This is a genomic window from uncultured Rikenella sp. (genome assembly GCF_910577125.1).
GTDB lineage: Bacteria > Bacteroidota > Bacteroidia > Bacteroidales > Rikenellaceae > Rikenella.
On sequence record NZ_CAJTMN010000005.1, the window covers coordinates 1 to 15724 of the forward strand.

The following is a 15724-nucleotide window of genomic DNA, read 5'->3' on the forward strand; positions in this document are numbered from 1 at the left end:
CATTTGTGAGTGCGACACGCACCGTTTATTCCGAGAGGCAACGCAACTGAAGACCAGCCGCCCGGTATGCCGTGCTGCTTGGGTTGAACCACGTCGCGTAAAAGTCCAAATACGAGCTCCGATAATGGTCTCCCGAATCGTAGACCGTGACCGACCAGTCGTAACCTCCGTTGCCAACGAGACCTGGCGCGCCCGAGGTGTGGCTGCGGAAGCCCGGGGCGCCCACAGGGCGTTTTATGGGCCGTGCCTGCCCGAATGGGAAAAATCGTTCGAAGTCGCTGTGAATTGCAAAGAAATCCTTTCTAATAATTTGATTATAAAGGAATAGTTTGTAACTTTGCCACTCTTTACGGGCGTTCATGCTCTCTGCGGAGGCAGAGGTGCGGCACGTAACGTATTGATAAACAACGAAAAAAAAACTTTTTATTTTTTAACCATGACAGATCCGATTGCAGATCTTCTGACTCGTATCAGAAACGCGGTGAAAGCCAACCACAAAGTGGTTGAAGCTCCCGGCTCGAAAATCAAGCAAGAGATCGTACGCATCCTGCATGAACAGGGCTACATCCTCGCTTACAAATTCGGAAAAGACGAAAAAGGCTTCTCGACCATCAAGATCGCCTTGAAGTACCATCCCGAAACCAAAACTCCGGCGATCAAAGCCTTGACGCGCGTCAGCCGGCCGGGATTGCGGCAGTACTCCAATGCGGCTGAAATGCCGAGGGTCATGAACGGCCTCGGAATCGCCATCGTCTCTACCTCCAAAGGGGTGATGACCGACAAACAGGCGCGGCGGGACAATGTGGGCGGCGAAGTGCTGTGCTACGTATATTAATCTACACTCACAATCAAGACAATACGCAATGTCAAGAATCGGAAAATTACCTGTAAACCTGCCTAAAGGCGTTACCGTTACCGTGGGCGCCGATAATGTGGTCAGTGTGAAAGGCCCTCTCGGACAACTTTCCCAGAAAGTCGATCCGGACATCACCGTGAAGGTCGAGGGAGAACAAGTTCATGTGACGCGGCCGACCGATCAACCGCGCCATCGGTCGATGCACGGCCTCTACCGGGCCTTGATCGCCAATATGGTACACGGCGTCTCGACCGGATATGAAACCAAACAGGAGCTCATCGGCGTCGGTTTCAAAGCCGAAGTCAAAGGGCAGATCCTGGAACTGAGCTTGGGGTATTCGCACGACATTCATATCATGCTCCCGGCTGAAGTGAAAGCCGAAGCTTTTGCGGAAAAGAAAGGGAACCCTATTCTGACCCTCAAGAGCGCGGACAAACAACTGCTCGGCCAGGTGGCAGCCAAGATCCGCTCGCTGCGCAAGCCGGAACCGTACAAGGGTAAAGGGATCAAGTTCGTGGGCGAACAACTGCGTCGTAAGGCAGGTAAGTCGGCTAACTCCAAATAACAGCTAAGAAACAATGGCACTCACTAAAATAGCAAGACGCGCACGGATCAAGATGCGCATTCGCAAAATCGTGAACGGGACGGCCGAAACGCCCCGTCTGACGGTTTTTCGCAGTAACAAGCAAATATATGCTCAGGTGATCGACGACCGGGCCGGTAAGACACTGGCTGCCGCATCGTCGCTGGACAAAGACGTGGCTGCGGCGGCAAAAGGGATGAAAAAGACCGAAGTGGCGGCACTCGTGGGGAAAGCGGTGGCTGCTAAAGCCATTGCAGCGGGAATCTCCGGCGTCGCTTTCGACCGCAACGGATACCTCTACCACGGGCGTGTGAAACAACTCGCTGAAGCAGCGCGCGAAGGCGGCCTGAAATTCTAACTCACACAACACACCAACGGATTATTATGTCAGTAAACAACATAAAAAAAGTACGCACCAGCGACATCGAACTCAAAGATCGGCTGGTAAGTATTCAGCGCGTGACGAAAGTGACCAAAGGGGGACGGACCTTCACCTTCTCCGCTATCGTCGTCGTGGGGAACGAGAACGGCATCGTGGGCTACGGCCTGGGGAAAGCTTCCGAAGTTACTGCCGCTATTGCGAAAGGCGTGGAAGACGCCAAGAAAAACCTCATCAAAGTGCCGATCCTCAAGGGAACCATCCCGCACGAACAGGTGGCCAAGTTCAGCGGCAGTCGCGTGCTGCTGCGTCCGGCATCTCCCGGTACCGGGGTGATCGCAGGGGGTGCAATGCGTGCCGTGCTCGAAAGCGTCGGCGTGAAGAACGTGCTCGCCAAGAGCAAAGGCTCTTCCAACCCGCATAACCTCGTTAAGGCGACCGTCACCGCACTGGCCGAATTGCGCGACCCGGTGACCATTGCCGAAACCCGCGGGATTTCACTCACCAAAGTATTCAACGGGTAGTTCTCGCATCGGGCGGTTTCGGCGGCCCGTGCTCGTGTCCGCCGATCCCCGGAGATACCCCACACAACCAACAGTAACTATACAGCGAAATGGCCATAGTTAAAATCACCCAGACCAAAAGCCGCATCGGTGCGACCAAAACGCAGCGTGCCAATTTGGACGCGCTCGGGCTGCGCAAGATCCGCCAGAGCGTCGAACACAACAAATGCCCCGAAATCATGGGCATGGTCGAGAAAGTGAAACATCTCGTCCACGTTGAAGAAGTTAAATAGATTCCTTTAAACAGAGAGAAAGATCATGAACCTCAGCAATATCAAACCCGCCAAAGGCTCTACGCACAGCGAAAAACGCATCGGACGCGGACAAGGGTCGGGGTATGGCGGAACGTCGACCCGCGGGCACAAAGGCGCCCAGTCGCGTTCGGGTTACAAACACAAACGCGGTTTCCAGGGCGGTCAGATGCCGTTGCAGCGGCGCTTGCCGAAATTCGGGTTTACCAACATCAACAAAGTCGTTTTCAAGACCGTCAACCTCGGCGCGATCGAAGCCTTGGTGGCTAAGACGGGGGCGACTGCGATCGGACAGGCTGAACTCGTTGCGGCAGGTCTTGTATCGAAAAATGATGTGGTGAAAATTCTCGGTACCGGGACTTTGACCAAGAAAGTGGACGTGACGGCCAATGCCTTCTCGAAAACCGCCCAGGCCGCTATCGAGGCTCAGGGAGGAACGGCGACTAAGCTGTAAACGATTCATTTTCCATTGCCTACCTTTTTCGGCTCATGAAAAAATTAATAGACACCATTCGGAACATCTTCAAAATCGAGGAGCTGCGGAACCGCATCCTCTACACTTTGGGGTTGCTTCTGATTTATCGGTTGGGGAGTTTCGTCGTGCTGCCGGGGATCAACCCCGAAGCACTCTCCGGATCGGGACTCCAGAAACAGACCGCTGACGGGATCTTAGGGCTGCTCGACATCTTCTCCGGGGGGGCTTTCTCGAATGCCTCGATTTTTGCCTTGGGGATTATGCCGTATATCTCCGCCTCGATCGTGATTCAGCTTCTGGGGATTGCGATTCCCTACTTCCAGAAGTTGCAGAAGGAAGGGGAGAGCGGACGGAGGAAGATCAATCAGTGGACCAGATATCTCACGATCGGGATTCTGCTGATTCAGGCGCCGGCTTACCTGGCCAACCTGAACTACCAGCTGCTCCCTTCCGCATTTGTGCTGGGGCCGGGATCGTTCCTCTTCACCTTCAGCGCCACGATGGTTTTGATCGCAGGGACGATGTTCGTCATGTGGCTCGGCGAGAAGATCACCGACAAGGGGATCGGGAACGGGGTATCCTTGATCATTATGATCGGGATTATCGCCAGACTCCCGCATGCGTTCCTTGCTGAGATGAACGCCCGGTTTACGACGGCAGGCGGGGGATTCGTCATGTTGATTGTCGAACTGGTGCTGCTGTTCCTCGTGTTTGCAGGGACGATCGCACTGGTGCAGGCGGTCAGGAAGATACCCGTGCAGTATGCTAAGCGGATCGTCGGGAATAAACAGTACGGCGGCGTTCGGCAATACATTCCGCTCAAGATTAATGCTGCCGGGGTGATGCCGATCATCTTCGCACAGGCGATTATGATGCTCCCTCTGATCTTCACCAAATTCGAAGCTACGCAAGGCTTGGGGGCTGTTTTCGGTAATATCTACGGTTTTTGGTATAACCTCGTGTTCGGCCTCTTGGTGATGGCCTTCACCTACTTCTATACCGCCATTACCGTCAACACCAACCAGATGGCCGACGATATGAAGCGGAACGGAGGATTCATTCCGGGTATCAAACCGGGGAAGCAGACCGCGAGCTATTTGGACACCATTATGACGCGGATCACCTTGCCGGGCTCGATCTGCCTCGCGATCGTGGCGATCCTGCCGGTCTTCGCCCGGATGATCGGCGTCGACGGACAGTTCGCTTTATTCTACGGGGGGACGTCGCTGCTGATCCTCGTGGGAGTGGTGCTGGATACCTTGCAGCAGATCGAATCGCACCTGCTCTTGAGACACTACGACGGTCTGATGAAGAGCGGGCGGATGAAAGGACGCTTGAACTAATCTCTCGGGGATGGGGGCGGATGGTCATCTATGATTATTCGCACCCTTGATCCGAACCGAATCGTTCGAGCGACCGGTAGAACCGGATTTTTTAAGTAAAAAGGTTCTTCTATTATATATAAATGATATACCTGAAAACCAAAGAGGAGATCGAACTGCTGCGCCAGAGCAACCAGCTCGTCAGCCGTACATTAGCCCTCGTGGGGCGTAACATCCGTCCGGGAGTTACCACCCGGGAGCTGGACGCCTTGGCTGAGGAGTACATTCGCTCGCAGGGCGCGGTACCGAACTTCAAAGGTTACGGAGGATTTCCCGCAACGCTCTGCATGTCGGTCAACGAACAGATCGTGCACGGGATTCCGTCGGGTTATGCTTTGCAGGAAGGCGACATCCTGTCGGTAGACTGCGGCGCATTTATGAACGGTTTTCATGGCGACTCCGCCTACACATTCGCCGTAGGAGGTATGGACAGCTTGGCGCCTCGTGTGCGCGAGCTGCTGGACGTCACCAAGGAAGCCCTTTATAGAGGTGTCGCGCAGGCGCATGTCGGAAATCGCATCGGCGATATTTCCCACGCCGTACAGGAATATGCCCAGGGACACGGAATGACCGTCGTACGCGAGATGGTCGGCCACGGACTCGGACGCCACCTGCACGAGGAGCCGCAGGTTCCCAACTACGGGAAACGCGGCAGCGGGCCCCGGCTGAAAGCCGGGATGGTGATCTGCATCGAGCCCATGATCAACCTCGGCACCCGGAACGTCATCTTCGAACGGGACGGTTGGACTGTCAGAACCGCCGACCGGAAACCCTCTGCGCACTTCGAATTCGCCGTCGCGATTACGGAGCAGGGGCCGGATGTCCTCACCACCTTCGAGTATATCGAAAAAGGGCTGCCGATCGACTGAGAGGCCGGCGGCTCGCCCACAGGCAATGCTTTAACCAATCAACCGAATGGCCAAACAAGCAGCGATCGAAAAGGACGGTACCATTATCGAAGCCCTGTCCAACGCCATGTTCCGCGTGGAGCTCGACAACGGTCACATAATCACCGCCCACATCTCCGGAAAGATGAGGATGCACTACATCAAGATTCTCCCCGGGGATAAAGTAAAGGTCGAAATGTCCCCCTACGATTTGTCGAAAGGACGCATTTCGTTCCGCTACAAGTAATTTTGCAGGCCGGCCCTCTCCGGGTCGGAACCACTGAAAGAAAACAACTCAAAACGATGAAAGTCAGAGCATCCATCAAAAAACGCAGCGAAGACTGCAAAATCGTACGCCGCAAAGGGCGCGTGTACGTCATTTGCAAGAAAAACCCCAAACTCAAGATGCGTCAGGGGTGATTGGCTACTCCTTTCGGGACATCTCTCTATGTCGATGCCCCGAGGGGAGAGCGAGTCGAAACTGAGTTTTAAAAATTTCTAAAGAAAAAGACAAAACACACATATGGCACGTATTGTCGGAGTCGATTTACCGAAAAACAAACGAGGCGTAATCGGTCTCACCTACATCTACGGCATCGGGCGAAGCACCGCCGCCGTTATTCTGGAGAAGGCCGGTATCGACCAGGATACCAAAGTGAAAGACTGGACAGACGAACAGGTCGGCGCCATCCGTAACGTGATTGCCAGCGAAGGGCTGCGCGTCGAAGGGGAACTGCGCTCGACCATCCAGCTCAATATCAAACGCCTGATGGACATCGGTTGCTACCGTGGGATCCGGCACCGTCTGGGGCTCCCCGTGCGCGGGCAGAGCACCAAAAACAATGCCCGCACCCGGAAAGGACGCAAGAAAACCGTTGCCAACAAGAAAAAGGCAACCAAGTAGTTAATCGGTTATCCTAACTCCAATTAGGCAGAGAAAATTATGGCAAAGAAAACATCAGTCAAAAAGAAAGTCGTGAAGGTCGATGCCCTCGGTCAGGCACACATCCACTCGACATTCAATAACGTCATCATCACCCTCACCAACGGCGAAGGACAGGTTATCAGCTGGAGCTCCGCCGGGAAGATGGGCTTCCGGGGCTCGAAGAAAAACACCCCGTATGCCGCGCAGACCGCAGCGCAGGATTGCGCCAAGGTCGCCTATGACCTCGGGCTGCGCAAAGTGAAAGTGTATGTCAAAGGGCCCGGCTCGGGACGCGAATCCGCCATCCGGACCATCAACGGAGCCGGGATCGAAGTGATCGAAATCATCGACGTCACCCCGCTGCCTCATAACGGTTGCCGTCCGCCGGCACGTCGTCGTGTCTGATCTTCGGTTGTCGTCGCAGACCTGTGCTTCACAGCGATGCCCGTAAAACACCGGAAGATCGCATAAAGCGGATCATTTTACCATACCTTTCCAACAAAGACAAAAAAGTAAAAACACAAAATGGCACGTTATACAGGACCCAGAACCAAAATCGCCCGTAAATTCGGCGAACCTATTTTCGGCTCCGACTCTTCGTTCGAGAAGAAAAACTATCCCCCGGGACAGCACGGCCTTAACCGGCGGCGGAAGAAAGTTTCCGAATACGGCGTACAGCTCAAGGAAAAACAGAAGGTAAAGGCACTCTACGGGATGCTCGAAAAGCAGTTCCGGCGCACCTTCGAAGCAGCGGAACGGGCCGGCGGCGTGACCGGTGAAGTGCTGCTCCAGCTCCTCGAATCGAGACTGGATAATGTCGTTTACCGGATGGGGATCGCACCGACGCGCGCCGCAGCGCGGCAACTGGTGTCGCACCGGCATATCACCGTGGACGGAAATGTGGTGAACATCCCGTCGTACCAGCTGAAACCCGGCCAGATCGTTGCCGTTCGGGAAAAATCCAAAGCACTGGAAGTGATCCAGAACGCTCTGGGTTCGAACCAGCGCAGCCGCTTCTCGTGGCTCGAATGGGACGCCGCGTCGATGTCCGGCAAATTCATGCAGAAACCCGAACGCGCCGAAATTCCCGAAAACATCAACGAACAGTTGATCGTCGAACTCTACTCTAAATAGTAATTAATCGAGGAGTACACACAACTATGGCTATATTAGCATTCCAGAAGCCCGACAAGGTGATCATGCTCGACTCCACGGCCTCGTTCGGACGGTTCGAATTCCGTCCCCTGGAGCCGGGATACGGCATCACCGTGGGCAATGCACTCCGTCGAATACTCCTGTCGTCGCTCGAAGGTTACGCCTTTACCACCGTACGGATACCCGGCGTAGATCACGAGTTTGCTTCCATCCCCGGAGTGATGGAAGAGATGATAGAAATCATTCTGAACCTCAAACAGGTACGCCTTGTGCGGACCGTCGAGAACGTCGAATCGGAAAAAGTGGTGGTGAACGTGGCCGGAGTGACCGAACTTACTGCAGGCTACCTCTCCAACTTCATGACCGGCTTCAAAGTGCTCAATCCGGACTTGCTGATTTGCCGCCTCGAACCCGACGTGAAGTTCCAGATCGAACTCACCATCGGCAAAGGCCGCGGGTATGTGCCGGCCGAAGAGAACCGGCCCGCCGATGCCCCGTTCGGACTCCTTCCGATCGACTCGATCCACACGCCGATCAAGAACGTGAAGTACGCGGTCGAAAACTACCGCGTCGAACAGAAGACCGACTACGAAAAACTCACCATCGAGATTACCACCGACGGATCCATCCATCCCAAGGAGGCACTCAAGGAGGCGGCCAAGATTCTGATCTTCCACTTCATGCTCTTCTCCGACGAAAAGATCACCCTCGAGACCGAAGAGAAGGCGACCACCGAAGAGTTCGACGAAGATATCCTCCACATGCGGCAACTGCTCAAGACCAAGCTGACGGAACAGGATCTGTCGGTGCGGGCCCTGAACTGCCTGAAAGCCGCAGAGGTGGAGACCTTGGGGGAACTCGTGCGTTTCCAGCGCAGCGACCTCTTGAAATTCAGAAACTTCGGGAAGAAATCCTTGTCCGAACTCGACGAACTCCTCGCCAACCTGAACCTCCACTTCGGGATGGACGTCGCTAAGTACAAACTTGACAAAGACTAAACACAACCATGAGACATAACAAAACCGTAAACCACCTCGGGCGGCAGGCTTCGCACCGCAAAGCCTTGATGGCGAATATGGCCGTGTCGTTGATCCTCCACAAACGCATCAACACCACCCTCGCTAAGGCCAAGGCCCTCAGGACTTACGTGGAACCGATCATTACCAAGTCGAAAGACGACTCGACCCACTCGCGGCGTATGGTCTTCGCTTACCTGAAAAGCAAGGAAGCCGTGACCGAACTCTTCCGCGAAGTCGCTCCCAAGATTGCGGAACGGCCGGGCGGCTACTGCCGTATCCTGAAAACCGGCTTCCGGCAGGGGGACGGGGCGGAAACCTGCTTCATCGAACTCGTCGACTTCGACACCGAATACACCCAGAACGGCGGCGCAGCTAAGAAAGGCGCTGCGAAGGGACGGACTCGGCGTGCCGGCGGGGCCAAGAAAACGACTGCTGCGACGGACAATGCGGCTCCGGCTGCGGAAACTCCGGCTGCCGAAGCGGCTGCGGTCGAAGCGGTGGCTACCGAAGTCGAATAATTTGCATAGTCAGAAACAAAGTACTACTTTTGAGGGGTGTTTACCGACCTGCGGTAAACACCCCTCGATTCTTTCCGGAATCGGGTGGAACGAAGTGCAAAAACCTAAAAATCAACAATAAAAATGGGACAAATCATCAGCGTACATGCCCGCGAAATCCTCGACTCGCGCGGTAATCCGACCATCGAAGTGGAAGTACTCACCGCCAGCGGCGCTTTCGGACGCGCAGCTGTGCCGAGCGGCGCATCGACTGGCGAAAACGAAGCCCTCGAACTCCGCGACGGTGATAAAGGACGTTACCTCGGGAAAGGGGTGCTCAAGGCAGTGCAGAACGTCAACGACGTGATCGCCAAGGAGATCGTCGGCATGATGGTGACCGACCAGGTGGGGATCGACAAGACCATGATCGCACTCGACGGGACTCCGACCAAGTCGAACCTCGGGGCGAATGCTATTTTGGGGGTATCGCTGGCTTGTGCCAAGGCTGCTGCCAATCTCCTCAACATGCCGTTGTATCGCTACATCGGCGGTTCGAATGCCAAGACCCTGCCCGTGCCGATGATGAACATCATCAACGGCGGTTCGCACTCCGACGCCCCGATCGCATTCCAGGAATTCATGATCCGTCCGGTGGGCGCCGCTTCGTTCCGCGAAGGGTTGCGCATGGGGGCTGAGGTTTTCCATGCCTTGAAAAAGGTGTTGCATGACCGTGGCCTTTCGACCGCAGTGGGCGACGAGGGTGGTTTCGCACCGACCTTGAAAGGTACCGAAGACGCCATCGAATCGATCATCGAAGCCATTAAGAAAGCCGGTTACAAACCGGGTCGGAAGTGCGAGGGAGGTGATGTGGCTATCGGGATGGACTGCGCATCGTCGGAATTCTACAAGAACGGCGTTTACGACTACACCATCTTCGAAGGCGACAAGGGAGCTAAGTTGACTTCCGACCAGCAGGTGGAATACCTGAAAGGGTTGGTGGCTAAGTACCCGATCGACTCCATCGAAGACGGTATGAGCGAAAACGACTGGGAAGGGTGGCAGAAACTCACCGCAGCGATCGGCGACAAGTGCCAGCTGGTCGGCGACGACCTCTTCGTGACCAACGTCGAATTCCTGAAGAAGGGGATCGAAATGGGCTGCGGGAACTCGATCCTGATCAAAGTGAACCAGATCGGCTCGCTGACCGAAACGTTGGATGCCATCGAAATGGCGCACCGCGCGGGCTATACCAGCGTGACCTCGCACCGTTCGGGCGAAACCGAGGATGCTACCATCGCCGATATCGCCGTGGCTACCAACTCGGGCCAGATCAAGACCGGTTCGATGAGCCGTTCCGACCGGATGGCCAAATACAACCAGCTCCTCCGCATCGAAGAGGAACTCGGGGATGAGGCTATCTACGGCTATACCAAGATCTACCGTCAGAAGTAGTCCGGTCGGCTTCGTTTTTGAAGCGGATCTTTTAACGAAAAGGCTTGCTCCGGAAGGGGCAGGCCTTTTTTATACGGCATATCCTCCAAAAATTCCCCCTTTTGTGCGGATTATCCGTTGCAAGAATCACTATCTTTGTGTAATCATCCGAAAAAGCGCCGAATGAAACAGATGGAAAATCATATGCCGATCGACCGGGAAGCGGTATGCGCTCGCGTACGCGAGATTGCGCGGGCGGCCGGGGATTATATTGCCGCCGAACGGAAACGGTTTACCGTCGACCGTGTCGAGGTCAAGGGCGTGCACAACTTCGTCTCGTACGTCGACAAGGGAGCCGAGCGGATGGTCGTCGAAGCCCTCGGGGCGTTGGTGCCCGAAGCCGGATTCATTGCCGAGGAGGGGTCGGGACGGGTCGATCCCGCGGCGCCGTACCAGTGGATCGTCGACCCGCTGGACGGGACGACCAACTTCGTGCACGGACTGCCGCCCTATGCCGTCAGCATTGCGCTGTGGGACACGCAGGCCAAAGAGGCGGTTGTCGGGGTGGTGTATGAAGTCACGTTGCAGGAGAACTTTTATACCTGGAAAGGAGCTCCGGGGGCTTTCTGTAACGGGGAGCCGATCCGCGTCTCCGACGTGGCGCGCGTGGACGACGCACTGGTGCTGACCGGGCTGGCCTACGGGCTGGATGCGAAAGTCGTGGAGCACTTCGAACGGAGCTTCGCCTACTTCAATCGCAACAGCCACGGAGCGAGGCGGTTGGGTTCGGCGGCGACCGATCTGGTCTATGTGGCCGCCGGACGGGCCGACGCCTTTTATCACATCAACCTCTCGCCGTGGGACGTGGCTGCCGGAGCGTTCATCGTGCGTCAGGCGGGCGGAGTCGTGACCGATTTCGCCGGAGGGGCGGACTATACTTTCGGGCGGAGCGTCGTGGCGACCAATCCGTCCGTGCGGGACGAAGTCTTTCGGCTCGTTGCCGGCAAAGAGTTTATCAAATGATCTTCATGTGCCGATGCTGACCTACTATTTTGTCTATCCTTTCGCCTGGGCACTCGGGAAATTGCCGTATAAAATGCAGTTTCTCTTCTCCGATCTCGTGCGGTGGGTGCTGTACAGCGTCGTGCGCTACAGGCGGGGAGTCGTGCGCGCCAACCTGCGCGCCTCGTTTCCCGAGAAGAGCGAAGAGGAGCGACGGAGAATCGAACGTGCCTTCTATGCCCATCTGGCGGACGTCTTTATCGAGACCCTCTCGCTGACCTCGGCCACGGAAAAACAGGTGAGGCAGCGGATGAAATACCTGAACCTCGACGAGGTGGCGGCCTGGACGGGCGGAAAGTCCTGGATATCGGCCATGGCCCATTACGGCTCGTGGGAGTACACCACGAATTTCGGCCTCTATAGTGCGCCGAGCACCACGCTGGCCGTCTATCGGCCCTTGAGCAACCGGGGTGCCGACCGCTTCTACCGGAAGATCCGGAGCCGGTTCGGGGTGGTGCCCGTGCCGATGCACGAGGTGGGGCGCGAGATGGTGCGCCGGCATCGGGCCGGCGGGACGGTGGCCCTGGCGTTGATTGCCGATCAGACCCCGGCGTGGCCGGAGATTCAGAACTGGACGATGTTTCTCGGCCGGTGGACGCCGTTCTTCGTCGGGACGGAGAAGCTGGCTTTGCGGAGCGGGATGCCGGTGCTGTTCCTCGACATGCGGAAAGTGCGGCGGGGATACTATGAGGCGCGGTTCGAACTGCTCTATGACGGGGTGGAGCGGGTCGAACCGGGCGAGATCACCCGGCGGTATGCCGAGCGGCTGGAGCGGATGATCCGTACGCGGCCGGAGTTGTGGATGTGGTCGCACCGGCGGTGGAAACACAATCGGGAGGCTTGGATGGCGGCTCACGGGCGTCAGGTTGCGGAGAATGAAACGGGCGGGGGCGACGGGCGATGAGGTTGGCGGTGGTGATCCTGAACTGGAACGGCGAAGCGTTTCTGAGGCGGTTTCTGCCGGGAGTGATCGCCTGTTCGACCGGGACGGGGGCGCCGGAGGGGTGCCAGGTGACGGTCGTGGTGGCCGACAATGCTTCGACTGACAACTCTTTGCGCTGGTTGTCGGATACTTATGGCGAGGGCGGCGATTCGCGGGTGAGACTCTTGGCTTTTGACGAGAACTACGGTTTTACGGGCGGTTATAATCGGGCATTGGCGCACGAAGCATTGGCTTCGTTCGACGCCTATCTGCTGCTCAACTCCGACGTCGAGGTGACGCCGGGGTGGCTGGAGCCTTTGGTGGCTCTGTTCGAGGCGGAACCTACCGTCGGCGCGGCGATGCCGAAACTCAGGAGCTATGACCGGCAGGCGTATTTCGAATATGCGGGGGCGGCCGGCGGATTTATCGATCGGCTGGGCTATCCGTTCTGCCGGGGGCGGATTTTCGGGACGGTGGAACGCGATGAGGGACAGTACGATACGGTGCGCGATATTTTCTGGGCGACGGGGGCGGCTTTGTTGATACGGGCCGAAGTGTGGCGGCAGGCGGGAGGATTCGAGGAGACCTTTTTCGCCCACATGGAGGAGATCGACCTCTGTTGGCGGCTCCACCGGATGGGGTGGCGCGTGGCGGTGGCTCCGCAGTCGGTGGTTTATCATGTCGGGGGAGGCGCTTTGCCGGCCTCTTCGCCGCGAAAAATCTACCTGAATTTTCGGAACAATCTGGCGATGCTTTATCGTAATTTGTCGCTCGGACATTTTGCGGTGCTCTATTTTATCCGCTTCTGGCTCGACGGAGGGCAGGCGGCGGCCTATCTTTGCACCGGTCGGCGTGCATTCGCCGGGGCGGTGGTGCGGGGACACCGGGACTTCTGGTGCCGGATGCGGAGCGGGTTGCGGCGCGAACGGTGGAACGGCTTTGCGCTGCCGTCGCCGAGGGTGATGTATCGGGGGAGTGTCGCGCTGCGGTATCTGTTCGGATGGCGTCGGTTCGGAAAAATGATGCGGAAATGAAAAAAATCTTTGTAATCGGTTCGATTCTTCTCGGGACAATGGCCTGCGGCTCGTCGGCGGGGAGGGGTGAAAACGGAGCGTCGTCCCGCTCTTCGGCGGCTGTCGTGCCGGAGCCGAAGGTGGTGGTGCCGGAGATCGTGGCTGAGTACCCGCACGACGCGCGGGCGTATACCCAGGGGCTGTTGTGGGCCGATGGCGGTCTGTATGAGAGCACGGGCGAGTACGGCTCCTCTTCGTTGCGGCGTGTGGATTTGGGGACGGGGCGTGTGGAACGGATGGTGCAGCTGCCCGAGCGGTTTTTCGGCGAGGGGCTGGCGCTGGTCGGGGACTCGGTATGCTACCTGCTCACCTGGCGCGAACAGCGCTGCTTCGTCTATCGCCGTTCGGATTTTCGGCAGGTCGGCGTTTTTTCCTACTCGGGCGAAGGTTGGGGGCTTACGGGGAATGCGGTCGGGGATTCGCTCTATATGAGCGACGGTTCGGAGTGGATACGGGTGTTGAATCCGGCCGATTTCAAACAGTTGCGGCGGTTTCGGGTACGGGATCATCGCGGGCCGGTGGCAGCCGTCAACGAGTTGGAGTGGGTGGGCGATCGGTTGTGGGCCAATCTTTACCTGACGGATCGTATCGCGGTGATCGACCCGGCGACAGGCTTCGTGACCCATTACATCGACTGTTCGGCGTTGGAAACCCGTATCGCGCATCGTCGGGAGACGGATGTCTTCAACGGCATCGCCTGCGATCCGGCGACGGGACGAATCTTCGTCACGGGGAAAAACTGGGATAAACTCTTCGAAATCAAGGTCGAATTATGAAAATAGCGCTCATACAGCAGAACAACAAGGTGGGTGATGTGACGGGCAACGCGGCCCGGATGCAGGCGGAGATTGCCCGCGTCGCGGGGGAATACGGGGCCGAAGTGGCGGTCTTCGGTGCGGATGCGGTGACGGGTACGCCGCTGTTGGGACTGGGCGATTCGGCATTGTTCAGAGAGCGGGCTGCGGCTGCGGTGGCGGAGGTCGAGGCTTTTGCGCGGGAGCGAGGGGTGCGGCTGGTGCTGGCGGACGGAGAGTGCGGGGGAGTGGATTTCTGTTGCGCGGCAGACCATTTCCGGCATGGGGCACCGACGGAGAGCCGCGAACGGCTGCTTCGCGAGGCACGCCGGTCGGGACGGCCGGTGGTGTGGGTGAATGCGGTGGGGGCGCAGACCGATACGATCTATTATGGCGGTTCGGGGGTGGCTCTGCCGTCGGGCGAGGTCTCGATGCTGCCGCTTTTCGAAGAGGCGACCGCGGTGATCGACACGGAGGCGGGTGTGTTGCCCGAAGGGGCGGTGTGGGGCGACCGGTTGGACCAGCTGCACGGGGCGCTGGTGCTCGGCGTGCGCGACTATCTGGCCAAGACGGGGGTTCGGGAGGCGTGTGTGGCGATGTCGGGAGGGATCGACTCGGCGTTGGTGCTGGCCCTGGCGGTGGAGGCCTTGGGGGCGGAGCGCGTGAAGACGGTTATGCTGCCGTCTCAGTACTCGACCGACCATTCGGTGGCGGACTCCGAGGAGATGATACGGCGGGTGGGGATTCCGGCGGGACACGCCTGGCTGGTGCCGATCGCCGGGACGTTTGACGCGGCGCGGGCGGCGTTGCAGCCGGTGTTGCAGTCGGCCCGCGACGAGAAGAGCCGTGGACTGGCCGAGGAGAACATGCAGGCGCGGATCCGGCTGATGATGACCATGGCGTTGTCGAACAGCCACGGCGCGCTGATGCTGAATACCTCGAACAAGAGCGAGGCGGCGGTGGGATACGGGACGTTGTACGGCGATACGAGCGGTGCGCTGGCGGTGATCGGCGACCTTTACAAAGGGGAGGTGTATGCCTTGTCGCGGCGGATCAACGAGCGGGCGGAGGAGCAGGGCAGGGTGGCGCCGATTCCGGAGCATATCCTCACGAAAGCACCGTCGGCGGAGTTGCGGCCGGGGCAGCAGGATTCGGACTCGCTGCCGGACTATCCGACGCTGGATGTGATTCTGGTGCGGCTGGTCGAGGGGGGGATGTCGTCGGCGGAGGTGGTTGCCGAAGGGTTCGATGCGGCGACGGTGGAACGGGTCTGCCGGTTGTTGTTGGGGGGGGATTTCAAACGGTATCAGCTGCCGCCGGCGCTGCGGGTGTCGGGATGCACGTTCGGCGTCGAGCGCCGCTGGCCGATTACGGCGACGAAGGTGTTGTAGACGGTTGATTTCGAAAAAAAACGTCAGCCTTGAAAAATCTTACCAGATTTTTCAAGGCTGACGCATGTATACCTTTCCA

Annotated in this window: 22 protein-coding genes; 21 read left to right on the plus strand and 1 reads right to left on the minus strand. The window is 57.7% G+C overall.

All coding sequences use genetic code 11. The annotated features are described in order from the left end of the window. Window positions 1–25 precede the first annotated feature (25 nt). Complete coding sequence (locus QZ292_RS01260; RefSeq protein ID WP_294596724.1) at window positions 26–226, minus strand: hypothetical protein; 201 nt, start codon at window positions 224–226, stop codon at window positions 26–28. A gap of 210 nt (window positions 227–436) precedes the next feature. Between QZ292_RS01260 and rpsH the strand changes: the two genes are divergently transcribed. From rpsH to nadE, 21 genes are all read left to right on the plus strand, one after another. Then, entirely contained in the window at window positions 437–835 is a 399-nt protein-coding gene (rpsH, locus tag QZ292_RS01265) for a 30S ribosomal protein S8 (protein WP_294596727.1), read from the plus strand. A 28-nt stretch (window positions 836–863) separates the two neighbouring features. Continuing rightward, window positions 864–1421 (plus strand): 50S ribosomal protein L6, encoded by a 558-nt coding sequence (rplF, locus tag QZ292_RS01270; RefSeq protein ID WP_294596729.1) that lies wholly within the window; start codon window positions 864–866, stop codon window positions 1419–1421. Window positions 1422–1434: 13 nt separating this feature from the next. Beyond that, window positions 1435–1797 carry a 50S ribosomal protein L18 gene (gene rplR, locus QZ292_RS01275; RefSeq protein WP_294596732.1) on the plus strand — a complete coding sequence of 121 codons (363 nt, stop codon included), beginning with the start codon at window positions 1435–1437 and terminating at the stop codon, window positions 1795–1797. A 26-nt stretch (window positions 1798–1823) separates the two neighbouring features. Then, window positions 1824–2342, plus strand: a complete 519-nt coding sequence (gene rpsE, locus QZ292_RS01280; protein ID WP_294596735.1) for a 30S ribosomal protein S5 — start codon at window positions 1824–1826, stop codon at window positions 2340–2342. An 89-nt stretch (window positions 2343–2431) separates the two neighbouring features. Then, entirely contained in the window at window positions 2432–2614 is a 183-nt protein-coding gene (rpmD, locus tag QZ292_RS01285) for a 50S ribosomal protein L30 (protein WP_294596737.1), read from the plus strand. A gap of 25 nt (window positions 2615–2639) precedes the next feature. Beyond that, on the plus strand, window positions 2640–3086 hold the full coding sequence (gene rplO, locus QZ292_RS01290; protein ID WP_294596740.1) for a 50S ribosomal protein L15: 447 nt from the start codon (window positions 2640–2642) through the stop codon (window positions 3084–3086). 35 nt (window positions 3087–3121) lie between these two features. Continuing rightward, window positions 3122–4450, plus strand: a complete 1329-nt coding sequence (gene secY / locus QZ292_RS01295; RefSeq protein WP_294596743.1) for a preprotein translocase subunit SecY — start codon at window positions 3122–3124, stop codon at window positions 4448–4450. Between the two features lie 122 nt (window positions 4451–4572). Continuing rightward, complete coding sequence (gene map, locus QZ292_RS01300; RefSeq protein ID WP_294596746.1) at window positions 4573–5358, plus strand: type I methionyl aminopeptidase; 786 nt, start codon at window positions 4573–4575, stop codon at window positions 5356–5358. 46 nt (window positions 5359–5404) lie between these two features. Then, window positions 5405–5623, plus strand: coding sequence for a translation initiation factor IF-1 (gene infA, locus QZ292_RS01305; protein ID WP_294591854.1), 219 nt, complete (start codon window positions 5405–5407; stop codon window positions 5621–5623). A 56-nt stretch (window positions 5624–5679) separates the two neighbouring features. Next, complete coding sequence (gene ykgO / locus QZ292_RS01310; RefSeq protein ID WP_027290520.1) at window positions 5680–5796, plus strand: type B 50S ribosomal protein L36; 117 nt, start codon at window positions 5680–5682, stop codon at window positions 5794–5796. A 103-nt stretch (window positions 5797–5899) separates the two neighbouring features. After that, on the plus strand, window positions 5900–6280 hold the full coding sequence (gene rpsM / locus QZ292_RS01315; RefSeq protein WP_294596749.1) for a 30S ribosomal protein S13: 381 nt from the start codon (window positions 5900–5902) through the stop codon (window positions 6278–6280). Window positions 6281–6319: 39 nt separating this feature from the next. Further along, on the plus strand, window positions 6320–6706 hold the full coding sequence (gene rpsK, locus QZ292_RS01320) for a 30S ribosomal protein S11 (RefSeq protein WP_294596753.1): 387 nt from the start codon (window positions 6320–6322) through the stop codon (window positions 6704–6706). A gap of 120 nt (window positions 6707–6826) precedes the next feature. Beyond that, window positions 6827–7435 carry a 30S ribosomal protein S4 gene (gene rpsD / locus QZ292_RS01325; RefSeq protein WP_294591846.1) on the plus strand — a complete coding sequence of 203 codons (609 nt, stop codon included), beginning with the start codon at window positions 6827–6829 and terminating at the stop codon, window positions 7433–7435. 26 nt (window positions 7436–7461) lie between these two features. Continuing rightward, on the plus strand, window positions 7462–8454 hold the full coding sequence (locus QZ292_RS01330; protein WP_294596757.1) for a DNA-directed RNA polymerase subunit alpha: 993 nt from the start codon (window positions 7462–7464) through the stop codon (window positions 8452–8454). An 8-nt stretch (window positions 8455–8462) separates the two neighbouring features. Continuing rightward, window positions 8463–8993, plus strand: coding sequence for a 50S ribosomal protein L17 (gene rplQ / locus QZ292_RS01335; protein ID WP_294596760.1), 531 nt, complete (start codon window positions 8463–8465; stop codon window positions 8991–8993). A 123-nt stretch (window positions 8994–9116) separates the two neighbouring features. Beyond that, window positions 9117–10424, plus strand: a complete 1308-nt coding sequence (gene eno / locus QZ292_RS01340; RefSeq protein ID WP_294596762.1) for a phosphopyruvate hydratase — start codon at window positions 9117–9119, stop codon at window positions 10422–10424. Between the two features lie 162 nt (window positions 10425–10586). Continuing rightward, window positions 10587–11426 (plus strand): inositol monophosphatase family protein, encoded by an 840-nt coding sequence (locus QZ292_RS01345; RefSeq protein WP_294596765.1) that lies wholly within the window; start codon window positions 10587–10589, stop codon window positions 11424–11426. Between the two features lie 13 nt (window positions 11427–11439). Continuing rightward, the gene (locus tag QZ292_RS01350) at window positions 11440–12369 is read left to right on the plus strand and encodes a lysophospholipid acyltransferase family protein (protein WP_294596768.1); all 930 of its coding nucleotides are present in this window, start codon (window positions 11440–11442) and stop codon (window positions 12367–12369) included. Then, window positions 12366–13421, plus strand: a complete 1056-nt coding sequence (locus tag QZ292_RS01355) for a glycosyltransferase (protein WP_294596772.1) — start codon at window positions 12366–12368, stop codon at window positions 13419–13421. The genes QZ292_RS01350 and QZ292_RS01355 overlap by 4 nt, the downstream gene beginning before the upstream one ends. Next, the gene (locus QZ292_RS01360; protein ID WP_294596774.1) at window positions 13418–14236 is read left to right on the plus strand and encodes a glutaminyl-peptide cyclotransferase; all 819 of its coding nucleotides are present in this window, start codon (window positions 13418–13420) and stop codon (window positions 14234–14236) included. Before QZ292_RS01355 ends, QZ292_RS01360 begins: the two co-directional genes overlap by 4 nt. Continuing rightward, complete coding sequence (gene nadE, locus QZ292_RS01365; RefSeq protein WP_294596777.1) at window positions 14233–15645, plus strand: NAD(+) synthase; 1413 nt, start codon at window positions 14233–14235, stop codon at window positions 15643–15645. Before QZ292_RS01360 ends, nadE begins: the two co-directional genes overlap by 4 nt. Window positions 15646–15724: the final 79 nt, after the last annotated feature.